Origin of the sequence: Psychromarinibacter sp. S121, assembly GCF_049801035.1 — a bacterium.
Classification (GTDB): domain Bacteria; phylum Pseudomonadota; class Alphaproteobacteria; order Rhodobacterales; family Rhodobacteraceae; genus Psychromarinibacter.
In genome coordinates, this window is sequence record NZ_JBNAGE010000003.1 from 436,857 (window position 1) to 457,796 (window position 20,940).

General features: G+C 65.0%; 20 protein-coding genes. 18 read left to right on the top strand and 2 right to left on the bottom strand.

All coding sequences use genetic code 11. From position 1 onward, the window contains the following. Positions 1-57 precede the first annotated feature (57 nt). The 13 genes from ACP156_RS15860 (at position 58) to recN (ending at position 14,135) form a co-directional block, all read left to right on the top strand. Positions 58-1,224 (top strand): peptidoglycan glycosyltransferase FtsW, encoded by a 1,167-nt coding sequence (locus ACP156_RS15860; RefSeq protein WP_425052328.1) that lies wholly within the window; start codon positions 58-60, stop codon positions 1,222-1,224. An 88-nt stretch (positions 1,225-1,312) separates the two neighbouring features. After that, the gene (gene murG / locus ACP156_RS15865) at positions 1,313-2,404 is read left to right on the top strand and encodes an undecaprenyldiphospho-muramoylpentapeptide beta-N-acetylglucosaminyltransferase (RefSeq protein ID WP_425052329.1); all 1,092 of its coding nucleotides are present in this window, start codon (positions 1,313-1,315) and stop codon (positions 2,402-2,404) included. 36 nt (positions 2,405-2,440) lie between these two features. Then, positions 2,441-3,847, top strand: a complete 1,407-nt coding sequence (gene murC / locus ACP156_RS15870) for a UDP-N-acetylmuramate--L-alanine ligase (protein ID WP_425052330.1) — start codon at positions 2,441-2,443, stop codon at positions 3,845-3,847. A gap of 14 nt (positions 3,848-3,861) precedes the next feature. Then, complete coding sequence (locus tag ACP156_RS15875) at positions 3,862-4,101, top strand: DUF2484 family protein (RefSeq protein WP_425052331.1); 240 nt, start codon at positions 3,862-3,864, stop codon at positions 4,099-4,101. Beyond that, positions 4,098-4,352 carry a DUF2484 family protein gene (locus ACP156_RS15880; RefSeq protein WP_425052332.1) on the top strand — a complete coding sequence of 85 codons (255 nt, stop codon included), beginning with the start codon at positions 4,098-4,100 and terminating at the stop codon, positions 4,350-4,352. Before ACP156_RS15875 ends, ACP156_RS15880 begins: the two co-directional genes overlap by 4 nt. Position 4,353: 1 nt before the next feature. Beyond that, positions 4,354-5,280 (top strand): UDP-N-acetylmuramate dehydrogenase, encoded by a 927-nt coding sequence (gene murB / locus ACP156_RS15885; protein WP_425052333.1) that lies wholly within the window; start codon positions 4,354-4,356, stop codon positions 5,278-5,280. Between the two features lie 62 nt (positions 5,281-5,342). Beyond that, entirely contained in the window at positions 5,343-6,257 is a 915-nt protein-coding gene (locus ACP156_RS15890) for a D-alanine--D-alanine ligase (protein ID WP_425052334.1), read from the top strand. Next, the gene (locus ACP156_RS15895; RefSeq protein WP_425052335.1) at positions 6,245-7,129 is read left to right on the top strand and encodes a cell division protein FtsQ/DivIB; all 885 of its coding nucleotides are present in this window, start codon (positions 6,245-6,247) and stop codon (positions 7,127-7,129) included. The genes ACP156_RS15890 and ACP156_RS15895 overlap by 13 nt, the downstream gene beginning before the upstream one ends. After that, positions 7,126-8,460, top strand: coding sequence for a cell division protein FtsA (gene ftsA, locus ACP156_RS15900; RefSeq protein WP_425052336.1), 1,335 nt, complete (start codon positions 7,126-7,128; stop codon positions 8,458-8,460). Before ACP156_RS15895 ends, ftsA begins: the two co-directional genes overlap by 4 nt. A gap of 173 nt (positions 8,461-8,633) precedes the next feature. After that, positions 8,634-10,271 (top strand): cell division protein FtsZ, encoded by a 1,638-nt coding sequence (gene ftsZ, locus ACP156_RS15905; RefSeq protein ID WP_425052337.1) that lies wholly within the window; start codon positions 8,634-8,636, stop codon positions 10,269-10,271. A gap of 220 nt (positions 10,272-10,491) precedes the next feature. After that, a complete protein-coding gene (gene lpxC / locus ACP156_RS15910; protein WP_425052338.1) occupies positions 10,492-11,424 on the top strand; it encodes a UDP-3-O-acyl-N-acetylglucosamine deacetylase in 933 nt (310 codons plus the stop codon). Between the two features lie 158 nt (positions 11,425-11,582). After that, positions 11,583-12,419 (top strand): outer membrane protein assembly factor BamD, encoded by an 837-nt coding sequence (locus ACP156_RS15915; protein ID WP_425052339.1) that lies wholly within the window; start codon positions 11,583-11,585, stop codon positions 12,417-12,419. 66 nt (positions 12,420-12,485) lie between these two features. Continuing rightward, entirely contained in the window at positions 12,486-14,135 is a 1,650-nt protein-coding gene (gene recN, locus ACP156_RS15920) for a DNA repair protein RecN (protein ID WP_425052340.1), read from the top strand. Between the two features lie 10 nt (positions 14,136-14,145). Here the strand turns inward: recN and ACP156_RS15925 are convergent, their stop codons facing one another. Beyond that, entirely contained in the window at positions 14,146-14,895 is a 750-nt protein-coding gene (locus ACP156_RS15925) for a sulfite exporter TauE/SafE family protein (RefSeq protein ID WP_425052341.1), read from the bottom strand. A 54-nt stretch (positions 14,896-14,949) separates the two neighbouring features. Beyond that, a complete protein-coding gene (locus tag ACP156_RS15930) occupies positions 14,950-15,717 on the bottom strand; it encodes an SDR family oxidoreductase (RefSeq protein WP_425052342.1) in 768 nt (255 codons plus the stop codon). A 118-nt stretch (positions 15,718-15,835) separates the two neighbouring features. On the opposite strand from ACP156_RS15930, the gene ACP156_RS15935 reads away from it, so the two are divergent. The 5 genes from ACP156_RS15935 to ACP156_RS15955 all read left to right on the top strand — a co-directional run bounded on the left by ACP156_RS15935 (position 15,836) and on the right by ACP156_RS15955 (position 20,939). Further along, on the top strand, positions 15,836-16,384 hold the full coding sequence (locus ACP156_RS15935) for a tetratricopeptide repeat protein (RefSeq protein ID WP_425052343.1): 549 nt from the start codon (positions 15,836-15,838) through the stop codon (positions 16,382-16,384). A 213-nt stretch (positions 16,385-16,597) separates the two neighbouring features. After that, positions 16,598-17,698 (top strand): ABC transporter ATP-binding protein, encoded by a 1,101-nt coding sequence (locus ACP156_RS15940; RefSeq protein ID WP_425052344.1) that lies wholly within the window; start codon positions 16,598-16,600, stop codon positions 17,696-17,698. 84 nt (positions 17,699-17,782) lie between these two features. Further along, complete coding sequence (locus tag ACP156_RS15945; RefSeq protein ID WP_425052345.1) at positions 17,783-18,895, top strand: extracellular solute-binding protein; 1,113 nt, start codon at positions 17,783-17,785, stop codon at positions 18,893-18,895. A 111-nt stretch (positions 18,896-19,006) separates the two neighbouring features. Next, positions 19,007-19,306: a DUF1330 domain-containing protein gene (locus tag ACP156_RS15950; RefSeq protein WP_425052346.1), complete on the top strand. Its 300-nt coding sequence runs from the start codon at positions 19,007-19,009 to the stop codon at positions 19,304-19,306. Between the two features lies 1 nt (position 19,307). Next, entirely contained in the window at positions 19,308-20,939 is a 1,632-nt protein-coding gene (locus ACP156_RS15955; RefSeq protein ID WP_425052347.1) for an ABC transporter permease, read from the top strand. Position 20,940: the final 1 nt, after the last annotated feature.

The window sequence follows — 20,940 nt, forward strand, 5'->3', positions numbered from 1 at the left end:
TGTGCCAGACAGACCCGGCCAACCGGGCAAGCAGTACATTTTGGCAGGCGGTACTCCATGACGGAAATGGTGTTCGGTGCGGTCCCGGTCCGGGAAGGCGAGCCGATTCTTCCCAGATGGTGGCGGACCATCGACAGGTGGTCGATGGCATGCGTGCTTTTGCTTTTTGGCGTGGGCATGCTGTTGGGCCTGGCGGCGTCGCCGCCCCTGGCCGCGCGCAACGGGCTTGACCCCTTCCACTATGTCCAGCGTCAGGCGTTCTTCGGCTGCCTCGCGCTGACGGTGATGTTTCTTGTGTCTATGATGTCGCCGCTGGTGATCCGCCGCCTTGGCGTAATCGGCGCCATCCTTGCGCTGGCCGCGCTGATGATGCTGCCGTTCTTTGGGACCGATTTCGGCAAGGGCGCCGTGCGGTGGTTCTCGCTGGGCTTCGCCTCGGTCCAGCCGTCCGAATTCCTCAAGCCCGGTCTGATCGTCATCTCGGCATGGCTCATGGCCGCCAGCCAAGAGATCCACGGACCTCCGGGCAAAAGCCTGTCCTTCGGGCTGGTCCTGGCCGTTGTGGGGCTTCTGGCGCTGCAGCCCGACTTCGGGCAGGCCTGCCTTGTGCTGTTTGGCTGGGGTGTCATGTATTTCGTGGCCGGAGCACCATTCACGCTGCTGACCGGGATGGCGGGTCTCGTCGTCGCGGGCGGCACCATCGCCTATAACTCGTCGCAGCACTTCGCCCGCCGGATCGACGGCTTCCTGTCGCCCGACATCGACCCGCGCACCCAGCTTGGCTATGCCACCGGCGCTATCCGCGAGGGTGGGTTCTTTGGCGTTGGCGTGGGCGAGGGGCAGGTGAAATGGTCGCTGCCCGACGCGCATACCGATTTCATCATCGCGGTCGCTGCCGAAGAGTACGGGCTGATCCTCGTGCTGTGCATCATCATCCTGTACATGACGATTACTGTCCGGTCGCTGATGCGACTTATACGGGAGCGGGATCCGTTCATTCGACTGGCGGGAACGGGTCTCGCATGTACGTTCGGTGTGCAGGCCATCATCAACATGGGCGTTGCCGTCCGGCTGTTGCCGGCGAAGGGCATGACGCTTCCCTTCGTCAGCTACGGCGGCTCGTCCCTGATCGCGGGCGGCATCCTCGTTGGCATGCTGCTGGCGCTGACGCGGACCCGTCCGCAGGGCGAGATCGGGGACATCCTGCTGAGAAGCCGGCGGTGATGTCTGTTGAAGAAGTGAAAGTTCAGGCGCGAAACAGCGCAAAAGTTGCCGTGAAAAAACAGAATACTGAAACTCTGCGAGGGGCGGCATGACCGCCCCGCTTCTTGTCATCGCGGCCGGAGGCACCGGCGGGCATATGTTCCCGGCGCAGGCATTGGCCGAGCATATGCTGGCCCAAGGCTGGCGTGTGATGCTGTCGACTGACGCGCGCGGCGCCCGGTACACCGGCGCGTTCCCGTCTGACGTCGTGATCGAACAGGTCGCCTCGGCGACCTTCGCACGCGGCGGGGCTGCGGCCAAGCTGGGCGTGCCTTTCCGAATTGCCGGCGGGGTGCTGAAAGCGGTCATGGACTTCCGCAGGTTGAAGCCCGCCGTCGTGGTGGGCTTCGGCGGCTACCCCTCGATCCCGGCGCTTGCGGCGGCCACTTTGCTGAAGCTGCCGCGCATGATCCATGAGCAGAACGGTGTCCTTGGCCGGGTGAACCAGTTGTTCGCCAAGCGGGTCGACGCCGTCGCCTGTGGCACTTGGCCCACCGAACTGCCCGAGGGTGTCGAAGGCTTCCACACCGGCAACCCGGTGCGCGCGGCCATCGCGGAACGTCACGCGGCGCCCTATATCGCACCCGGCGATTACCCGATGCAGATCCTCGTGCTGGGCGGCAGTCAGGGCGCGCGCATCCTTTCGGATGTGGTACCCGAGGCGGTTTCGAAACTGCCCGAGCAGATCCTTCGCCACATCCGTGTCTCGCATCAGGCCCGCGCCGAGGACGAGGACCGCGTCAACGCCTTCTATTCAGAGCATGGCATCAAGGCCGATGTTCAGACCTTCTTCACCGACGTGCCCGACCGCATGTCCGAGGCGCAACTGGTCGTCGCCCGTTCGGGCGCATCGACGGTCGCGGACCTGTCGATCATCGGCCGCCCCTCGATCCTCGTGCCCCTTGCGGCGGCGATCCGGGACGAGCAGACGGCGAACGCGCGCGGGCTCGTTTCCGCCGATGCGGCGGTGATGATCCCCGAATCCATGCTGGACGCCGACACGCTTTCAGAGCATATGGCCGCAGTTCTGACGAACCCGCAGGCCGCGAACGCGATGGCGCGGGCGGCGCTGACCGTGGGACGACCGGACGCGACAGACAGTCTGGCGGCTTTGGTGGAACAAATGGCAGAGAGGCGATAGACGGGCATGACTTTCGAGCGTTGGGAACGATTCCGCATGGCTGGCACGAACGCGGCAACCAAGCTGCCCACCGAAATGGGTCCGATTCACTTCGTCGGGATCGGCGGCATTGGCATGTCGGGGATCGCCGAGGTTCTGCTGAACCACGGCTACATGGTGCAGGGATCGGACCTGAAGGCATCCAAGATCACCGACCGGCTCGCCGGGATGGGCGCCAAGATCTTCGTCGGCCAGACCGAAGAGAACCTTGCCGACGCCGAGGTCGTGGTGATCTCGTCGGCGATCAAGCCGGGCAACCCGGAACTCGACGCCGCCCGTGCCCGAGGAATGCCGGTGGTGCGCCGGGCCGAGATGCTGGCCGAACTGATGCGGCTGAAGTCGAACGTCGCCGTGGCGGGGACGCACGGCAAGACGACGACGACCACGCTGGTCGCGACGCTGCTTGATCAGGGCGGCATCGACCCGACCGTGATCAACGGCGGCATCATCCACGCCTATGGCTCGAACGCCCGCGTCGGAACCGGCGACTGGATGGTGGTCGAGGCGGATGAAAGCGACGGCACGTTCAACCGCCTGCCGGCGACCATCGCAATCGTGACGAATATCGACCCCGAGCACATGGAACACTGGGGCACCGAAGAGAAGCTGCATCAGGGTTTCCTCGATTTCGTCGAGAACATCCCGTTCTACGGGCTTGCCGTGTGCTGCACCGACGACCCGGACGTGCAGACGCTGGTGTCGAAAGTGACCGACCGCCGCGTCGTGACCTTCGGGTTCAACGCGCAGGCCGACGTCCGCGCCGACAACCTGCGCTATGAAGGCGGGGTCGCGCATTTCGATATTCGCCTTGCCGCAGAGGACAAGGTGATCGAGAACTGCACGTTGCCGATGCCCGGAAACCACAACGTTTCCAACGCTCTGGCGGCGGTCGCCGTGTCCCGTCACCTGGGTATCCCGCGCGAGAAGATCCGCGAGGCGCTGGCCGGGTTCAAGGGCGTGAACCGTCGCTTCACCAAGGTCGGCGAAGTGAACGGCGTGACGATCATCGACGACTACGGCCACCACCCGACCGAGATCGCCGCCGTGCTGAAAGCGGCGCGTCAGGCGTCGTCGGGCAAGGTCATCGCGGTTCACCAGCCGCACCGTTACACCCGGCTGTCCAGCCTGTTCAAAGACTTCTGCGCCTGCTTCAACGACGCCGATGTCGTCGGCATCGCCGAGGTCTACGCGGCGGGCGAGGATCCGATCCCGGGCGCAAGCCGTGACGATCTGGTCGCTGGCCTTGTCCGCGCCGGGCATCGCAACGCGAACGCGATCTCGACCGAGAACGACCTTGAAGCACTGGTCCGCGCCAATGCCGAGCCCGGCGATATCGTCGTCTGCCTTGGCGCTGGTACCATCAGCGCCTGGGCCAACGGTCTGCCCACGCGGCTCGCCGGCTGAGAGGGGCGCGCGCGATGAGCCTGCCACTGATCCTTGCGTGCCTGTGGGTCGTGGCAGCCTCGCTGACCGCGCTTCTGCCGATGAAGGTCCAGATCGTGCCGGGGCTGGCGTTGTTGCTGTCCGCCCCGCCGCTTTTGTACTGGATCGCCGTCACGCATGGCCCGGTGCCCACGCTGATCGGCGTCTTCGCCGTGCTGTCGCTGTTCCGCCGCCCGTTGATCCACCTTGCCCGCAAGATGGCCCGCGCGTCATGACGATTCCGTTCGTTCTTGCCTGCCTGTGGTGCATTGCCGCGAATTTCGCGGGCATGCTGCCGTCGCGGCGCAGCCACTGGCCTGCGGCCTATGTGCTGATCGCCACCGGCGTGCCGATCCTTGTCTGGCTGTTTTTCGAGAACGGGCCGTGGTTCGCGGTGATCTTCCTTGCCGCCGGGGTGTCGATGCTGCGCTGGCCGGTGCGGTATCTGATCCGGTGGCTGAAACGAATTGGCGGACAGCCTGACTGACATGACCGACTTGCCCGAAGTACGCGGGGCGCTGACCCCCGACCGAGACCTTTCCTCGCTGACATGGCTGCGCGTGGGCGGCCCGGCGGACTGGTTGTTCCAACCCGCGGATGCGGACGACCTGAGGGATTTCCTGAAGGCGCTTGACCCCGCGATCCCGGTGTTTCCGATGGGCGTGGGGTCCAACCTCATCGTCCGGGATGGCGGCATTCGCGCTGTGGTGATCCGGCTGGGGCGTGGCTTCAACGGGATCGAGATCGACGGTGACCGGGTGACTGCTGGCGCGGCGGCGCTGGATGCGCATGTCGCGCGAAAAGCGGCGGCCGAGGGGCTGGACCTGACCTTCCTGCGCACCATCCCCGGCGCGATCGGCGGCGCGGTGCGGATGAACGCGGGCTGCTACGGAACCTATACGGCGGACGTGTTCGAACAGGCCACCGCCATCACGCGGGCAGGGGAGGCGGTCACGCTGACGGCGGACGACCTGAACTTCGCCTACCGCCAGACCGATTTGCCCGAGGGCATGGTCATCACCTCTGCCACGTTCCGCGCGCCCAAGGGCGACCCGGCAGAGTTGGAGGCGAAGATGGCGGACCAACTGGCGCGGCGCGATGCAAGCCAGCCCACCAAGGACCGCACGGCGGGATCGACCTTCCGTAATCCGGCGGGCTTCAGCTCGACCGGGCGGGCGGACGATACCCATGAACTCAAGGCTTGGAAAATCATCGAAGAGGCCGGTTTCCGCGGGTTCCGCCACGGCGGCGCGCAGATGTCCGAGAAGCACCCGAACTTCCTGACCAACGCCGACGGCGCGACCGCCGCCGAGCTGGAGGAACTGGGTGAAATGGTTCGAGAAAAGGTATTCCAAACCCGCGGAATTTCGTTAGTATGGGAAGTCATACGGGTCGGAGAACCCGTCTCCAATTAAGAGCGGACGCACGGGCCACAAAATAAGGTCCGGCACGGAACACAGAGGCAGAGTCGTTGGGTATGTCGGGCAGGGCATCCCCCAAGGTTGCGGTATTGATGGGCGGACTCTCGGCCGAGCGCGAGGTGTCGCTGTCCAGCGGGCGTGAATGCGCCGCAGCGTTGAGGGGCGAAGGGTTCGAGGTTGTCGAGATCGACGCCGGACCGGACCTTGCCGCGCGCCTGTCCGAGATCAAGCCCGACGTGGCCTTCAATGCGCTTCATGGCCGCTATGGCGAGGATGGCTGCGTTCAGGGCATCCTTGAATGGCTGAAGATCCCTTACACCCATTCCGGCGTTCTGGCCTCGGCCCTTGCGATGGACAAGGAAAAGACCAAAGAGGTCTACCGCGCCGCCGGACTGCCTGTCGTCGACAGCGTGCTGGCCACGCGGGAAGAGGTGCGCGCCCGTCACGTGATGGAGCCGCCCTATGTCGTGAAGCCCTATAACGAGGGCTCGAGCGTCGGCGTCTACCTTGTGAACGAAGGCGCGAACGGCCCGCCCCAGCTTGACGACGCGATGCCCGACACCGTGATGGTCGAGACCTACGTGCCCGGCCGCGAGATGACGACCACCGTGATGGGCGACCGCGCGCTGACGGTGACCGACATCATCACCGACGGCTGGTATGACTATGACGCCAAGTACAAGGAAGGCGGCTCGCGCCACGAGGTGCCCGCCAAGATCCCGCAAGACATTTTCGACGCCTGTCTCGCATACGCGCTGAAGGCGCACGAGGTGCTGGGCTGTCGCGGGATCAGCCGCACCGATTTCCGCTGGGACGACAGCCGGGGACTGGCCGGGCTGGTTCTGCTGGAAACCAACACGCAGCCGGGCATGACGCCCACGTCGCTTGCGCCCGAGCAGGGCGCGGTCTGCGGCATGCCGTTCGGCCCCTTCTGCCGCTGGATCGTCGAGGACGCCTCATGCAACAGGTAGACTACCGTAACTCGCGCCGCGATCCGGCGCCGTCCCGCTGGGCGTACAGGATGCACCGGCTGTGGCTGACGCCCTATGTGCCGCGCTTGCTGCGGCTGGGCGTGCCGGTTGCGATTTCCGCTCTGTCGCTGATTTACGTCTTCTCGCAGCCCGAGAACCGCACCGCCTTCACCGACATGATGGCCGAGATCCGCCGAACCGTCGCCGAGCGGCCAGAGTTCATGGTCACCTCGATGACCATCGAGAACGCGTCCGAGGAACTGACCGCCGATATCAAGGAAATCCTGCCGATGGATTTCCCGATCAGCTCTTTCGATATCGATCTCGTGGCGATGCAGAAAGTCGTCGAGCAGCTTGACGCCGTGGCCCGTGCCGATCTGCGGGTGCGGCCGGGCGGGGTGCTGGAACTGGCTGTGACCGAACGTTTGCCGGCTGTCGTCTGGCGCGCGCCGGGACTGCTGGAACTGCTGGACGGGCAGGGGCGCCGGGTCGCGGCGCTGGAAGAACGCGGGCGTCGCGGTGACCTGCCGCTGATCGCGGGGATCGGCGCCGACACCGAAGTGCCCGAAGCGCTGAAGCTGTACGCGGCTGCCGGGCCGATCGTCGACCGGCTGCGCGGCATCGTCCGGATGGGCGAGCGCCGCTGGGACATCGTGCTGGACCGCGACCAACGGATCATGCTGCCCGAGGACAACCCCGTGATCGCGCTGGAGCGGGTGATGGCGCTGCACGAGGCGCAGGATTTGCTGGAACGCGATCTGGCGGCGGTGGATATGCGGAACCCGGACCGGGCGACGTTGCGGATGCGGCCTGACGCGGTAGCGAACCTGCACATGATCAAGGGCATAGAACTGGGAGACATACTGCAATGACGGACTTCTACGACTCCCAGCGCGCGATGCGGGCCATGCGCAAGGCCGCGTTGCAACGGGGCGTGATCGCGATCCTGGACATCGGCACGTCCAAGATTGCCTGCCTCGTGCTGCGGTTCGACGGACCCGAGCAGTACCGCGAAAGCGATGGCGTCGGCTCGCTGGCGGGGCAAAGCGCCTTCCGCGTGATCGGCGCGGCGACCACCCGGTCGCGTGGCGTTCGCTTCGGCGAGGTGTCCGCGATGAACGAGACCGAGCGCGCGATCCGCACCGCCGTGCAGGCGGCGCAGAAGATGGCCGGCGTCCGCGTCGACCACGTCATTGCCTGCCTGTCCGGCGCCAACCCGCGCAGCTATGGCCTTGCCGGCTTTATCGAACTGCACGAAAGCAGTGTAACCGAACAGGACGTCGCCCGCGTTCTGGCGTCCTGCGACGTGCCCGACTACGGCGAGGGGCGGCATGTGCTGCACGCCCAGCCGGTGAACTTCGCGCTGGATCACCGCTCGGGTCTTGGCGATCCGCGCGGCCAGATCGGCAACCGTCTTGCCTGCGACATGCATATGATGACCATCGACGGCGACGCGGTGCAGAATCTCCTGTACTGCATCAAGCGCTGCGACATGGAGCTCGCCGGGATCGCCAACTCGGCCTATACCTCGGGCATCTCCTCGCTGGTCGAGGACGAGCAGGAACTGGGCGCGGCCTGTGTCGACATGGGCGGCGGGTCGACCGGCATCTCGATCTTCATGAAGAAGCACATGATCTATGCCGACAGCGTCCGTCTGGGCGGCGAGCATGTGACCTCGGACATCTCGAAGGGTCTGCAGGTGTCGCTGGCCACCGCCGAGCGCATCAAAACGGTGTTCGGCGGGGTGGTGGCGACCGGCATGGACGACCGCGAGCGGATCGAGATCGGTGGCGACACGGGCGACTGGGAACACGACCGCCGCACCGTCAGCCGGGCCGAGCTGATCGGCATTATGCGCCCCCGTGTCGAGGAGATTCTCGAAGAGGTCCGGGAAAGGCTCGATGCAGCAGGATTCGAACATCTGCCCAGTCAACAGATCGTGTTGACGGGCGGAGCCTCGCAGATTCCCGGCCTTGACGGCCTTGCGCCCAAGATCCTCGGCAATCAGGTGCGCATCGGACGCCCCTTGCGAGTTCAGGGTTTACCTCAGGCCGCAACCGGTGCAGCTTTCGCGTCGTGTGTGGGGCTGGCGCTTTTCGCGGCGCATCCGCAGGACGAGTGGTGGGACTTTGAAATGCCGATGGAACGGTACCCTGCCAGATCGCTGCGGCGCGCGGTGAAATGGTTCAAAGACAATTGGTAGACACAATATGTCGTTGAGCTGACCATATCCCGCCGCTAGCCGTGAAATAGCTTCGATATTTTGTGGCGAAATTTGTTTTTCTCGTGACCTTCCGTCGGTGAGTCGGTATGGTCGATGTCAACCGAGGCGGACCTGGGCCATACCCGGGCGGACATAGAGCAGGCGGAAAGAGGATGACTTTGAATTTGCAGATGCCCGAACGTGAGGACCTGAAGCCCCGTATTACGGTCTTCGGTGTCGGCGGCGCCGGTGGGAACGCCGTCAACAACATGATCGAGAAGCAGCTTGAAGGTGTCGAGTTCGTCGTTGCGAATACGGACGCCCAGGCGCTGTCTCAGAGCCGCGCTGCCTCGCGGATCCAGATTGGTGTGAAAGTGACCGAAGGTCTCGGCGCCGGTGCCCGCCCCTCCGTCGGGGCCGCGGCCGCGGAAGAGACCATCGAGGAGATCGTCGATCACCTCGCCGGCGCGCACATGTGCTTCATCACCGCCGGGATGGGCGGCGGCACCGGGACGGGTGCTGCTCCGATCATCGCGCAGGCCGCCCGTGAGCTGGGCGTTCTGACCGTCGGCGTCGTGACCAAGCCCTTCCAGTTCGAAGGCGCCAAGCGGATGCGCCAGGCCGAGGACGGCGTGGAAAATCTGCAGAAGATGGTCGACACGCTGATCATCATCCCGAACCAGAACCTGTTCCGCCTCGCCAACGAGAAGACGACCTTTACCGAGGCGTTCTCGATGGCGGACGACGTGCTGTACCAGGGCGTCAAGGGCGTGACCGACCTGATGGTCCGCCCGGGTCTCATCAACCTCGACTTTGCCGACGTTCGGGCCGTGATGGACGAAATGGGCAAGGCGATGATGGGGACCGGCGAGGCTGAGGGCGAGGATCGCGCGATCCAGGCCGCCGAGAAGGCCATCGCGAACCCGCTGCTTGACGAGATCTCGCTTCGCGGTGCCCGCGGCGTGCTGATCAACATCACCGGCGGCCACGACCTGACCCTGTTCGAGCTCGACGAAGCCGCGAACCGCATCCGCGAGGAAGTGGACGCCGAGGCCAACATCATCGTCGGCTCGACGCTGGAGGACCAGATGGAAGGCCGCATGCGCGTCTCCGTCGTCGCCACCGGCATCGACGCCTCCGAGAATGTCGCCGAGATCCCGGTTCCGCGCCGCCGTCTCTCCGAACCGCTCCATACGGCAGAGGAGGTCGAAGAAAAGTTCGAGGCCGGGTTTCCTGCGGCCCAGAAGATAGCCGCCGAGGACCAGCACGTCCCGGCTGCTGCCGCCGCGGCCAAGGTTGCGACGTTCGAGGCCGAACAGCCGACCTTTGAAGGTATGGACACCCACGGTGCCGAGGACGAGACGGGAAACCTCTTCGACGACGCTGATGATCTGCCGCCGCCGGCGTACCAGCCGCAAGCTGTGGCTGCCGCGCCGACCGCCGTTGCGGAAGATCACTACTACGAAGAACCCCAGCCGGCCGAGTTCGTGGCGCCGAAGTCGAGCGCTCCGTCGCCCGAGATGCTGACGCGTCTGCAGAACGCCGTGAAGAACAGCCCGCGTCCGCGTCCGCAAGCGGTGGCCGAGCCTCAGCCCGCTGCCGCAGAGCAGCCGGCAGAGAAGCCGCGCTTCGGGATCAACACCCTGATCGGCCGCATGACAGGGCATTCCGGAGAGGCCGCAACCGCCGCGAAACCGCAGCCGTCGGTCCGCCGGCAGCCCCCGGTGACGGCTCCGGAAGAAGAGATGGAACTGGATCCGGAACAGGAGCGGATCGAGATTCCGGCCTTCCTGCGGCGTCAGGCCAACTGATAGCGGTCACATAACTGGCCCTGAAAAGACCGGCATCGTCCGGTCTTTTCTGTTTTGAAGTCAGTCACTTGGCAGTCACTCTTTGCACTTTGCGCATATTTTCGCTTACATGCGAATCGCATATTTCAGAGCGTTGCAAAGAGTGAATTGTAGTGAAGTTTTGCGTTCCTTAACTGATGCTTGCCGGGATCCTTCTGCCCGGCTTGGTGTGAGGCATACAGTGCAAACGACAATCAAGAACGCCGTGACTTTCACAGGCGTCGGTCTTCATGGCGGCGCCCCCGCCCGCGTGACCATCCTGCCGGCATCCGCCGAGACCGGGATCTGGTTCCGTCGGGTGGATGTGACCGACAAGGACGCGCTGGTCCCCGCCCGCTGGGATGCGGTCGAGGCTGCGCCTTTGTGCACCCGTCTTTTCAACCACGAAGGCGTCTCCGTCTCGACGGTGGAACACCTGATGGCGGCTCTCGCCGGTTGCGGCGTGCACAACGCCATGATCGAGATCGACGGCCCCGAGGTTCCGATCCTCGACGGCAGCTCTGCGCCCTTCGTGCAGGGTATCCTTGCCAAGGGTATCCGCCGCCTGCGCGCGCCGCTGCGCGCCATCCGGGTGCTGAAGCCGGTCGAAGTCCGCAACGGCGACGCCATCGCCCGGCTCGAGCCTGCGGACGCGCTGGAGATCGATTTCAGCATCGACTTCGTGGACGCGGCCATCGGTCACCAGGAAAAACGCCTGCACATGGCGAATGGCGCTTTTGTGCATGAACTCTGCGACAGCCGTACCTTCTGCCGCCGCGCCGATGTCGAAATGATGCAAGCCAACGGGCTGGCCCTTGGCGGTGTGCCGGGCGAGAACGCGGTGGTGTTCGACGGTGACGACGTGCTGTCTCCGGGCGGGCTGCGCCATTCGGACGAACCGGTGCGCCACAAGATGCTGGACGCGCTTGGCGATCTGGCGCTTGCAAGCTGCCCGATCCTTGGCCGCTACACCGGCATCCGCGCCGGTCACGCGCTGACCAACCAGCTTCTGCGGGCGCTGTTCGCCGATCCGCGCGCTTATCGTGTCGTCCAGTGCGACGCGGACACGGTGGCGCGTCTTCCGGGCGCCGGCGTGAAGCGCGGCGACCTGGCCGGGTTGGCCTACGCCGCTTGAATCAAGGCTGAAACGGGCGGTTTCGCGCCGCCCGCAGCCACCCGCCGCACGCGCCCGAAAGGGCTGTTGGCTCCCTGCATTTCTGTGCTAGACCAACGCGCAACAGGGCCGTCCGGCCGCGGCGGGCCGAAAAAGAGCGGATAGGGTAAGGCAACTCCATGAAGCTGCGGGCGACGCGTAAGGGTGCAATCGTTTCGGTCCTGGCACTGGCCTTGGTGGCTTCGTGCGGCGGCCGTCGGGATCGTACCCCGATCGAAGACCAGACCGCCGAACAGATCTATCGCAACGCCGAATACCAGCTTGAGGTGAACCGCGCGGACGACGCGGCCGAGCTGTTTTCCGAGATCGAGCGTCTGTATCCCTATTCCGAGCTCGCCAAGCGCGCTCTGATCATGCAGGCCTATGCCTGGCACCAGGACAAGAAGTACGAAGAAACCCGCGCCGCCGCGCAGCGCTATATCGACTTCTACCCGGCGGACGAGGATGCGGCCTATGCGCAGTATCTTCTTGCGCTCAGCTATTATGACCAGATCGACGAAGTCGGCCGCGATCAGGGCCTGACGTTCCAGGCTTTGCAGGCGCTGCGGGTGGTGATCGAGAATTACCCGGACAGCGAATACGCAGACTCGGCGATCCTGAAGTTCGACCTTGCCTTCAACCATCTCGCGGCCAAAGAGATGGAAATCGGCCGCTACTATCACCGCCGCAAGCATTACACTGCGTCGATCAACCGGTTCCGCGCCGTGGTCGAACAGTTCCAGACCACCACGCACACGCCCGAGGCGCTGTATCGCCTTGTCGAGGCCTACGTGGCGCTTGGCCTGTTCAGCGAGGCGCAGACTGCCGGCGCCATCCTCGGCTACAACTACCAGTCGACCGCATGGTATGACGACGCCTACACCCTGCTGACCGGCAAGGGGCTGCGGCCCGAGTTGGCGGGCGACAACTGGCTGTCGCAGATCTATCGTCAGATGGTGCGGGGCGAATGGCTCTGACACGCTGCGCCGCCCACGGGCTGTCCGGTCGCGCCGCGGCGTCCTTCGGGGGGCTTCGATAGCGCCATGCTGCGCAGTCTCGACATCCGGGACATCCTGATCATCGACCGGCTGGAGCTTGATTTCCAGCCCGGGCTCAACGTGCTGACCGGCGAGACCGGGGCGGGCAAGTCGATCCTGCTGGACAGTCTTGGCTTCGTGCTGGGCTGGCGGGGCAGGGCGGAACTGGTCCGTACCGGGGCCGAGCAGGGCGAGGTCACAGCGGTCTTCGACCTGCGCGACGGGCATCCGGCGCACGAGGTGCTGGCCGAAGCCGGGTTCCCCGAAACCGACGAACTGATCCTGCGCCGCGTGAACAGCGCGGACGGCCGCAAGACGGCCTTCGTCAACGACCGCCGGACGTCGGGCGAGATCCTGCGCCGTCTGTCGGACACGCTGGTGGAACTGCATGGCCAGCAAGACGACCGGGGTCTGCTGAACACACGAGGCCATCGCCTTTTGCTGGACGACTATGCCGGTGCCGCGGCGCTGTTGTCGTCGACCCGTGCAGCGTGGCGGGCGGTTGGGGCGGCCCGCAAGGCGCTGCAAGAAGCGGAAGCCGCGCTTGCGTCGATCCGCGAGGAAGAAGACTTTTTGCGCCATGCGACCACCGAACTCGATGCGCTGGACCCACAGCCGGGCGAAGAGGCGCAACTGGACGAACGCCGCCGCCTGATGCAGGCCGCCGGGCGCATCCGCGAGGACGTCTCGCGCGCCCACGCTGCGCTCGGGTACGACGGCGCCGAAGGCATGATCTCGGATGCGATGCGCTGGCTTGACGGTGCTGCGGATCAGGCCGAGGGGCGGCTGGATGCTCCGGTTGCCGCCCTTGGCCGGGCGCTGACCGAGCTGGGTGAAGCCGAGCAGGCCGTGGCCGACGCGCTGGAGGCGATGGACATCGACCCGCGCGAGCTTGAGCGCGTGGAGGAGCGGCTGTTCGCGATCCGGGGGCTGGCGCGCAAGCATGGCGTCGCGCCGGACGAGTTGGGGGATTTCGCGGCCAAGCTGCGGACGCAGCTTGCGGCGCTGGACAGTGGCGCGGCGGATCTGAAGTCGCTTCAGGCGGCTTTGGCGGAGGCAGAGCGCGCCTATGATGCCGAGGCCGGCAAGCTGTCCGACCTGCGCCAGAAGGCGGCGGGCAAGCTGGACCGTGCGATGTCCAAGGAACTTGCGCCGCTGAAGATGGAACGCGCGGCCTTCGCCACCGAGATCACCGCCGCCGACCCCGGCCCGGAAGGCCGGGACGCGGTGGCCTTCACCGTGGCCACCAATCCGGGCGCGCCTGCCGGGCCGCTGAACAAGATCGCCTCGGGCGGCGAACTCAGCCGTTTCCTATTGGCGTTGAAAGTCTGCCTGACAGGCACCGACAGCGGCGTGACGCTGATCTTCGACGAGATCGACCGTGGCGTGGGCGGAGCGACCGCCGACGCCGTGGGGCGGCGGCTTGAGAGCCTCGCGCACAAGGGGCAGGTCCTTGTCGTCACCCACTCGCCGCAGGTTGCGGCGCGCGGGGCGCATCACTGGCAGGTGGCCAAGCGTGTCTCGAAGGGCGCGACGCTGTCGCAGGTTACGCCGCTGGAGGGCACCGGCCGCGTCGACGAGATTGCCCGGATGCTGGCCGGGGACACCATCACCGAGGAAGCGCGAGGCGCCGCGCGGGCGTTGCTGGACGGCTAGGCGCGCGAACTCAGCCCCACAGCCGCATCGCGCCGGCCCAGACCAGCCGCAACGACAGCAGGATCAGGATCGCGTTCAGCACTTTCTTGAACAGCGCCTCGTTGATCCGGGCGAGCATGTGCTTGCCCAGCCAAGTGCCGACGAAGCCAGCCAGAACGAGGGCTAGGATGAACAGCGCCCACTCCGAGAACGCGAAGCCAAGGAAGCCGAACATCAACACCTTCAGTCCGTGCTGCACCGTCATCAGCGTGGCGTGCGTGCCGACATAGGCGTGCCGTTCGTAGCCCTGCGCCCGCACATAGGCGGCGACGAAAGGCCCGGTGCCGCCGATGAACATCGACAGAAAGCTAGAGAATGCGCCCGACACCGCGCCCCAGCGGCGCAGGAAGGCGGGAGGCTTGCCGACCACGGTCCACAGGATGAACACGCCGACCGCGATCTGAAGCCAGCCGGGGTGCAGTTGCACCACAGTCATCCCGCCGATCAGCACGCCGATCACCGAGCCGATCAGGAACGGCCAGAACACCTGCCACTGGGTGTAGCGCACAAACAGCGCCGCGCGCCCGGTGTTCGATCCAAGCTGCACCACGCCATGCACCGGGATGATCGCCGCCGGCGGCAGAAGCGAGGCGAGCACGGCCAGCATGACCCCGCCACCGCCGATCCCGAAGGACGCGGTGATGAAGGACGAGAACGCACTGACGACCAGCAGAAGCGCCGCGACCAGCGGATCCAGCCCGCCCGTGAACAGATCGAGCATTCTCAACCTCCCATTTGTATACCGAAGTATACCTTTCCGCGAAGGATGGGAAGATCAGACGAGATCCATCTCGTCGGCCAGCACCATCGCGGTGATGCCGCCGTCCACCGGCAACGCCTGTCCCCGCATCCACTCGCTGTCAGGTCCGGCGAGGAAGGTGATGACAGCGGCGATTTCGTCTGCCGTTCCGGCGCGCCCGACACGGGCCAGGGAGTTCGCTGCCCGGTCGCCAAGAGCGGCTTTGAAGTCCGGCAGGATCGGCGTGTCGACCGCCGAGGGGCACACGCAATTGGCCCGAAGGCCCTTTGCCAGCAGGCGTTCGGTCTGGCGGATGGTCCAGACGATCACCGCCTCTTTCGACAGACAATAGGCGCGCAGCGGGTCGATGTGGTTGGCCGCGACGAAGTCGGGCAGGCTTTCGGGGCCGGGCAGCCCCAGCAGCGCCTTCACCTGCGGCAGGTTCTCGCGCCAGTGCTCGCCCGCCCGCGACGCGGTCGCGACGATCGAACCGCCGGGCGCCAGTTTCGGCTCCAGCGCCGTGGCGGTCGCCATCAGGCCGAACACGTTCACGGCCAGCAGTTCGGCAGCGTTTCCGTCCCGCGGCGGCATGCCCGCGTTGAGGATCAGGGCGTCGAACGGACCCTCTGCCTGCGCCGTGGCTTCGGCGATCGCGTCCATGTCGGACATGTCCACGGGAAGCCAGCGATCGACGCCTTCCGGCCTCGCGATATCGAAGGCGGTGATTCGGTTTTCGGCTTGTTTCAAGCGCCGGACCACGGCCGCCCCGATCCCCGAGGCCGCACCGGTGAGGGCTATATGCATGGGTTGATCTCCGTTTCGGCGACACTGAACCGGTTTCGGATGGTTGGCCAGTGCCAGATGACAGCGCTGTTACAGCAATTCACTTGACGCAACGGCGTCTGAAGCCCGACCATGCGCCATGACGTGCCGCATCCGCCTGTTGGGCCCCGTCCTCGCCGTGCTTGCGCTAACTCCGGTCGCTGTCCCGGCGCAGCAAGGCGGGGACGAGGGTTACGAGGCGCTTCTGGCCGCGCTGGCGGACGCCGGCACGCCGGCCGAAGCGCAGACGATTGTGCCTCTGATCTGGGATGTATGGCTTACCGCACCCGATGACGCCGCGCAGGAAGTGCTGGACGCGGCCATGGCGCGACGGTCCGCCTATGACTTCGCCGGCGCACTCAAGCACCTGAATATCCTAATCGAAACCTATCCCGACTATGCCGAGGGCTGGAACCAGCGGGCGACGGTTTTGTTTCTGGTTGGCGACTACGAAGGCTCGCTGGCCGACGTGGACGAGGTGCTGAAACGCGAGCCGCGCCATTTCGGTGCGCTGGCCGGTCGGGCGATGATCTATTTTCAGCAGGGGCGGTTGCCGCTGGCGCAATTGTCGGTCCGCAAGGCTTTGACCGTCCATCCATTCCTGGCCGAACGCGCGATTTTGGACATTCCGGCCGGCCAGGAACTGTGACGACCCGGCCCGATGCTTCACTCGATGGTGGATTTTTCGTCATCCGGGCCCAGCTTTGCGCGTTGAAGGCCGGAAAATCCATCGAAAGGACGGATATGCGGCACGGTGTGTCGCAGGCTGTGCGGCGATCCGGTTGCGCATCTTTTAGACATTTGTTTGGATGCTGAGCGAAACGGGGGCGATCAACGCCTCGGAAAAACGGGGAGAACTGGCTTGGACGGAAGCGCCGCCAACGACGCATTTGTCGAATTCGACCGAGTGCAAAAAAGCTACGATGGCGAAACGCTCGTCGTTAAAGACCTGAACCTCTCGATCGGCAGGGGCGAGTTCCTGACCATGCTCGGGCCCTCGGGGTCCGGCAAGACCACCTGCCTGATGATGCTGGCCGGTTTCGAGACCGCGACGCACGGAGAGATCCGGCTGGGCGGGCAAGAGATCAACAACATCCCGCCGCACAAGCGCGGCATCGGGATGGTGTTCCAGAACTACGCCCTGTTCCCGCACATGACCGTGGCCGAGAACCTCGCCTTCCCGCTGGAAGTCCGCAAGATGGGCAAGTCCGAGCGGGAAGAGAAGGTGAAGCGCGCGCTGGACATGGTGCAGATGGGCAGCTTCGGCGGTCGTCGCCCGGCCCAGCTTTCGGGCGGCCAGCAGCAGCGGATCGCACTGGCCCGCGCGCTGGTGTTCGAGGCCGAGCTGGTCCTGATGGACGAACCGCTTGGCGCGCTCGACAAACAGCTGCGCGAACACATGCAGTTCGAGATCAAGCACATCGCCGACAACCTCGGGATCACCGTGGTCTACGTGACCCACGACCAGACCGAGGCTTTGACGATGTCGGACCGCGTCGCGGTGTTCCAGGATGGCCGCATCCAGCAGCTCGATCCGCCCGATGTCCTGTACGAAGAACCGCAGAACAGCTTCGTCGCGCAGTTCATCGGCGAGAACAACACGCTGAACGGCACCGTCAAAAGCATGACCGCCGACAAGGCGGTGGTGGAACTCGACAATGGCGAGATGATCGACACCGTGCCGGTGAACGTGAACGCCGTCGGCGACCGCACGCTGGTCTCGATCCGGCCCGAGCGGGTCGAGTTCAACAAGGACCGTCTTGCGCCCGACGCGCACACGCTGAAGGCGGAAGTTCTGGAATTCATCTACATGGGCGATATCTATCGCACCAGGCTGCGGGTTGCGGGCAACGACGATTTCATCGTCAAAACCCGGAACGCGCCCGACCAGCGCCGGCTGAAGGCCGGTGAGATGCTGGAAATCGGCTGGCGCCCGCAGGACTGCAGGGCGCTGGACGCCTGATCAAGTTTCCCCCCTGAATAGCGCCTGCCCGGGGCCAAGGGGGGAGAGGGAGAAACGGGAAAACGACAACAGGAGAGATTTCGTATGAAACTCAAGTCACTGATGCTGATGACCGGCGCCGCCGTCGCGGCTGCGCCGATGGCGTTCGCACAGGATATGGCCGACAGCATGACGCTCGTCAGCTGGGGCGGCGCGTACCAGAACAGCCAGGTCAAGGCGTACGCGGACCCCTACAAGGAGATGCACCCCGAGGTCGAGATCGTCTGGGACGAAAGCTCGAACGAGGCCGTGGCCAAGCTGCGCGCGATGAACGAAGCCGGCAACATCACCTGGGACCTCGTCGACGTTGTGGCCTCTGACGCCATCCGTCTGTGCGACGAAGGCCTCGCGATGGAATACGACCCGGACGAACTGCTGGCGGAAGCGCCGGACGGCACCTCGGCGTCGGATGACTTCGGCGACCTGATCGTCAGCGACTGCTTCATTCCGCAGATCGTGTACTCGACTACCTTCGGTTACCGCACCGACATGGTGCCGGAAGGCGTCGAGCCGCCGTCGGAAATCTGCGACGTGTTCGACCTGGAAACCTATCCGGGCAAGCGCGCGCTGGAAAAGCGTCCGATCAACAACATGGAATGGGCGCTGCTGTGTGACGGCGTCGCCAAGGAAGACGTCTACGACGTGCTCGAGACCGAAGAAGGTCAGGCTCAGGCCCTGGCCAAGCTCGACACCATCAAGGACGAAGTGATCTGGTGGTCGGCCGGCGCCGACACGCCGCAGCTGCTGGCTGATGGCGAAGTGTTCATGGGCTCGACCTACAACGGTCGTCTGTTCTCGGTCATCGAAGAGCAGGACCAGCCGGTCGCCATGATGTGGGACGCCCAGGTGTTCGACCTTGACGGCTGGATCATCCCGGCCGGTCTTCCGGAAGATCGTCTGGCCCGCGTGATGGACTTCGTGAAGTTCGCCACCGACACCCAGCGTCTTGCCGACCAGGCCAAGTACATCTCGTACGGCCCGGCACGTGAAAGCTCGGCTCCGCTTGTCTCGACCCACGCCGACCTCGGCATCGAGATGGCGCCGCACATGCCGACCGATCCGAACAACGCCACCAACACGTTCCTGTACAACTACGAATGGTGGGCTGACTACCGCGACGACCTGGACGCCAAGTTCCAGGCGTGGCTGGCTCAGTAAGATAGCCTGACCGGCGCGTCCCATCCGGGGCGCGCCGTTTCGCTATCGCATGAACAAGGAGTGGCCCGGATCGTCGGGCCGCTTCCCAAAAAACAAAGAACGACAACGGGGATGAGAACGACGATGCCCAAGGGCTATATCATTGCGCATATCAAGGTGACCGATCCGGAACTGTACCCGGAGTACGTCCGCCTCGACACGCCGATCCTGCAGAAGATGGGGGCGAACTTCATCGTCCGCGGCGGTCGCAACGAAGTGGTCGAGGGCACCTGCGGTGACCGCCACGTCGTCATGGAATTCCCCAGCTACGAAGAGGCGCTCGCGGCGTACAACGATCCCGACTACCAGGAAGTCGCCGAGATCCGCCGCAAGTCCGCCGATAGCCTGATCCTGGTCGTCGAGGGGACCTGACATGACCGACGCCACCTCAGGTCCGGACGTCAATAGCGGACCGACACCCGACAACGCCCTGCGCGAGGCTGACGCGGCCGAGAAGAAGGGCCCGATGCTGGCCGCCGACGGCACGCCGCTGAAGAAGTCGCTGATGCGCGCGCTGCGCCGCGAGAAGTTGCGGGCGCTGATGCTGATCGCACCGCTGCTGATCTTCGTGCTGGTGACCTTCATCGCACCGATCGCCGACATGCTGTTCCGCTCAGTCGAGAACGAAATCGTCGCCGAAACTCTGCCGCGCACCGTCGTGGCGCTGGAAGACTGGGACTATGCCTCTGGCGAGGCTCCGGGCGAGGACGTCTTCGCCGCCTTCTATGTCGACATGGTCGAGGCGGAAGAGTTCAAGGTCCACACCCGGCTGGGCAGCCGCCTGAACTATGAAACCACCGGCATCTCGTCGCTGTTCCGCAAGTCGGGCAGGGGCGTCGGCCGGATGGACACGGACGAATACACCGACGCCTTCATCGACCTCGACCCCGCTTGGGAAGACCCGGCGGTCTGGATGGAACTGATGGCGGCGGACACCACGACCGAGATCCTGCCCGAGACCAACTCGGCCTGGGACTCGTGGCTGCGCATCCTCAAGGAAAACGACGACAACGTTGCCGAGGAAGAGCCGGAAGACTTCCTGTACGCGATGCTGTACCGCGACCTGACGCGGAACTCGGACGCGGTCGCCGCCTATGACGGACCGCAGGCCGCGTTGCTTCAGGCCGCAGCCGAGGCGACGGCGGATATCCCCGAGGTCTCGATCAAGGAACAGTTCCTCGACATCGACGACGACTGGGGCGACACCGAGGTCTGGGGCACGATCAAGGCGTTCTCGCCCAAGTACACCTCGGGCTATTTCCTGTCCTCGGTCGACCTGAAGCTGACGCCCGACGGGGTCGAACAGCAGCCCGACAACCAGAAGATCTACCTGCTGCTGTTCAAGCGGACGATGTTCATGTCGCTGACCATCATGGTGTCGTGCATCCTGCTTGGCTATCCGGTGGCCTACCTGCTGTCGAACCTGCCGATGCGGGTCTCGTCGCTGCTGATGATCCTTGTCCTGCTGCCGTTCTGGACCTCGCTTCTGGTGCGGACCTCGGCGTGGAAGGTGCTGCTGCAGCAGCAGGGGGTGATCAACGACATCCTCGTGTGGGTCGGCCTTGTCGCGGACAACAACCGATTGGTGATGATCAACAACCAGTTCGGCACCATCGTCGCGATGACGCACATCCTGCTGCCGTTCATGATCCTGCCGCTGTACTCGGTGATGAAAACGATCCCGCCATCCTATGTGCGCGCGGCCAAGTCGCTGGGCGCGACACCGTGGACGGCGTTCTGGCGGGTCTACTTCCCGCAGTCGGTGCCGGGTATCGGCGCGGGCTCGATCCTCGTGTTCATCCTTGCCATCGGCTACTACATCACGCCGGAACTGGTGGGCGGCACGACCGGTACCTTCATCAGTAACCGGATCGCCTATCACATCTCGTCGTCGCTCAACTGGGGCCTTGCCGCCGCACTCGGGACCATCCTGCTGGTGGTCGTGCTGCTGCTGTACTGGGTCTACGACAAGATCGTCGGCATCGACAACGTGAGCCTGGGGTAAT

Excerpts from the sequence above, each read along its gene's own strand:
- ACP156_RS15860 (WP_425052328.1), top strand. The coding sequence starts at position 58 with ATGACGGAAATGGTGTTCGGTGCGGTCCCGGTCCGGGAAGGCGAGCCG.
- murG (WP_425052329.1), top strand. The coding sequence starts at position 1,313 with ATGACCGCCCCGCTTCTTGTCATCGCGGCCGGAGGCACCGGCGGGCAT.
- murC (WP_425052330.1), top strand. The coding sequence starts at position 2,441 with ATGGCTGGCACGAACGCGGCAACCAAGCTGCCCACCGAAATGGGTCCG.
- ACP156_RS15875 (WP_425052331.1), top strand. The coding sequence starts at position 3,862 with ATGAGCCTGCCACTGATCCTTGCGTGCCTGTGGGTCGTGGCAGCCTCG.
- ACP156_RS15880 (WP_425052332.1), top strand. The coding sequence starts at position 4,098 with ATGACGATTCCGTTCGTTCTTGCCTGCCTGTGGTGCATTGCCGCGAAT.
- murB (WP_425052333.1), top strand. The coding sequence starts at position 4,354 with ATGACCGACTTGCCCGAAGTACGCGGGGCGCTGACCCCCGACCGAGAC.
- ACP156_RS15890 (WP_425052334.1), top strand. The coding sequence starts at position 5,343 with ATGTCGGGCAGGGCATCCCCCAAGGTTGCGGTATTGATGGGCGGACTC.
- ACP156_RS15895 (WP_425052335.1), top strand. The coding sequence starts at position 6,245 with ATGCAACAGGTAGACTACCGTAACTCGCGCCGCGATCCGGCGCCGTCC.
- ftsA (WP_425052336.1), top strand. The coding sequence starts at position 7,126 with ATGACGGACTTCTACGACTCCCAGCGCGCGATGCGGGCCATGCGCAAG.
- ftsZ (WP_425052337.1), top strand. The coding sequence starts at position 8,634 with ATGACTTTGAATTTGCAGATGCCCGAACGTGAGGACCTGAAGCCCCGT.
- ACP156_RS15915 (WP_425052339.1), top strand. The coding sequence starts at position 11,583 with ATGAAGCTGCGGGCGACGCGTAAGGGTGCAATCGTTTCGGTCCTGGCA.
- recN (WP_425052340.1), top strand. The coding sequence starts at position 12,486 with ATGCTGCGCAGTCTCGACATCCGGGACATCCTGATCATCGACCGGCTG.
- ACP156_RS15925 (WP_425052341.1), bottom strand. The coding sequence starts at position 14,895 with ATGCTCGATCTGTTCACGGGCGGGCTGGATCCGCTGGTCGCGGCGCTT.
- ACP156_RS15930 (WP_425052342.1), bottom strand. The coding sequence starts at position 15,717 with ATGCATATAGCCCTCACCGGTGCGGCCTCGGGGATCGGGGCGGCCGTG.
- ACP156_RS15935 (WP_425052343.1), top strand. The coding sequence starts at position 15,836 with ATGACGTGCCGCATCCGCCTGTTGGGCCCCGTCCTCGCCGTGCTTGCG.
- ACP156_RS15945 (WP_425052345.1), top strand. The coding sequence starts at position 17,783 with ATGAAACTCAAGTCACTGATGCTGATGACCGGCGCCGCCGTCGCGGCT.
- ACP156_RS15950 (WP_425052346.1), top strand. The coding sequence starts at position 19,007 with ATGAGAACGACGATGCCCAAGGGCTATATCATTGCGCATATCAAGGTG.
- ACP156_RS15955 (WP_425052347.1), top strand. The coding sequence starts at position 19,308 with ATGACCGACGCCACCTCAGGTCCGGACGTCAATAGCGGACCGACACCC.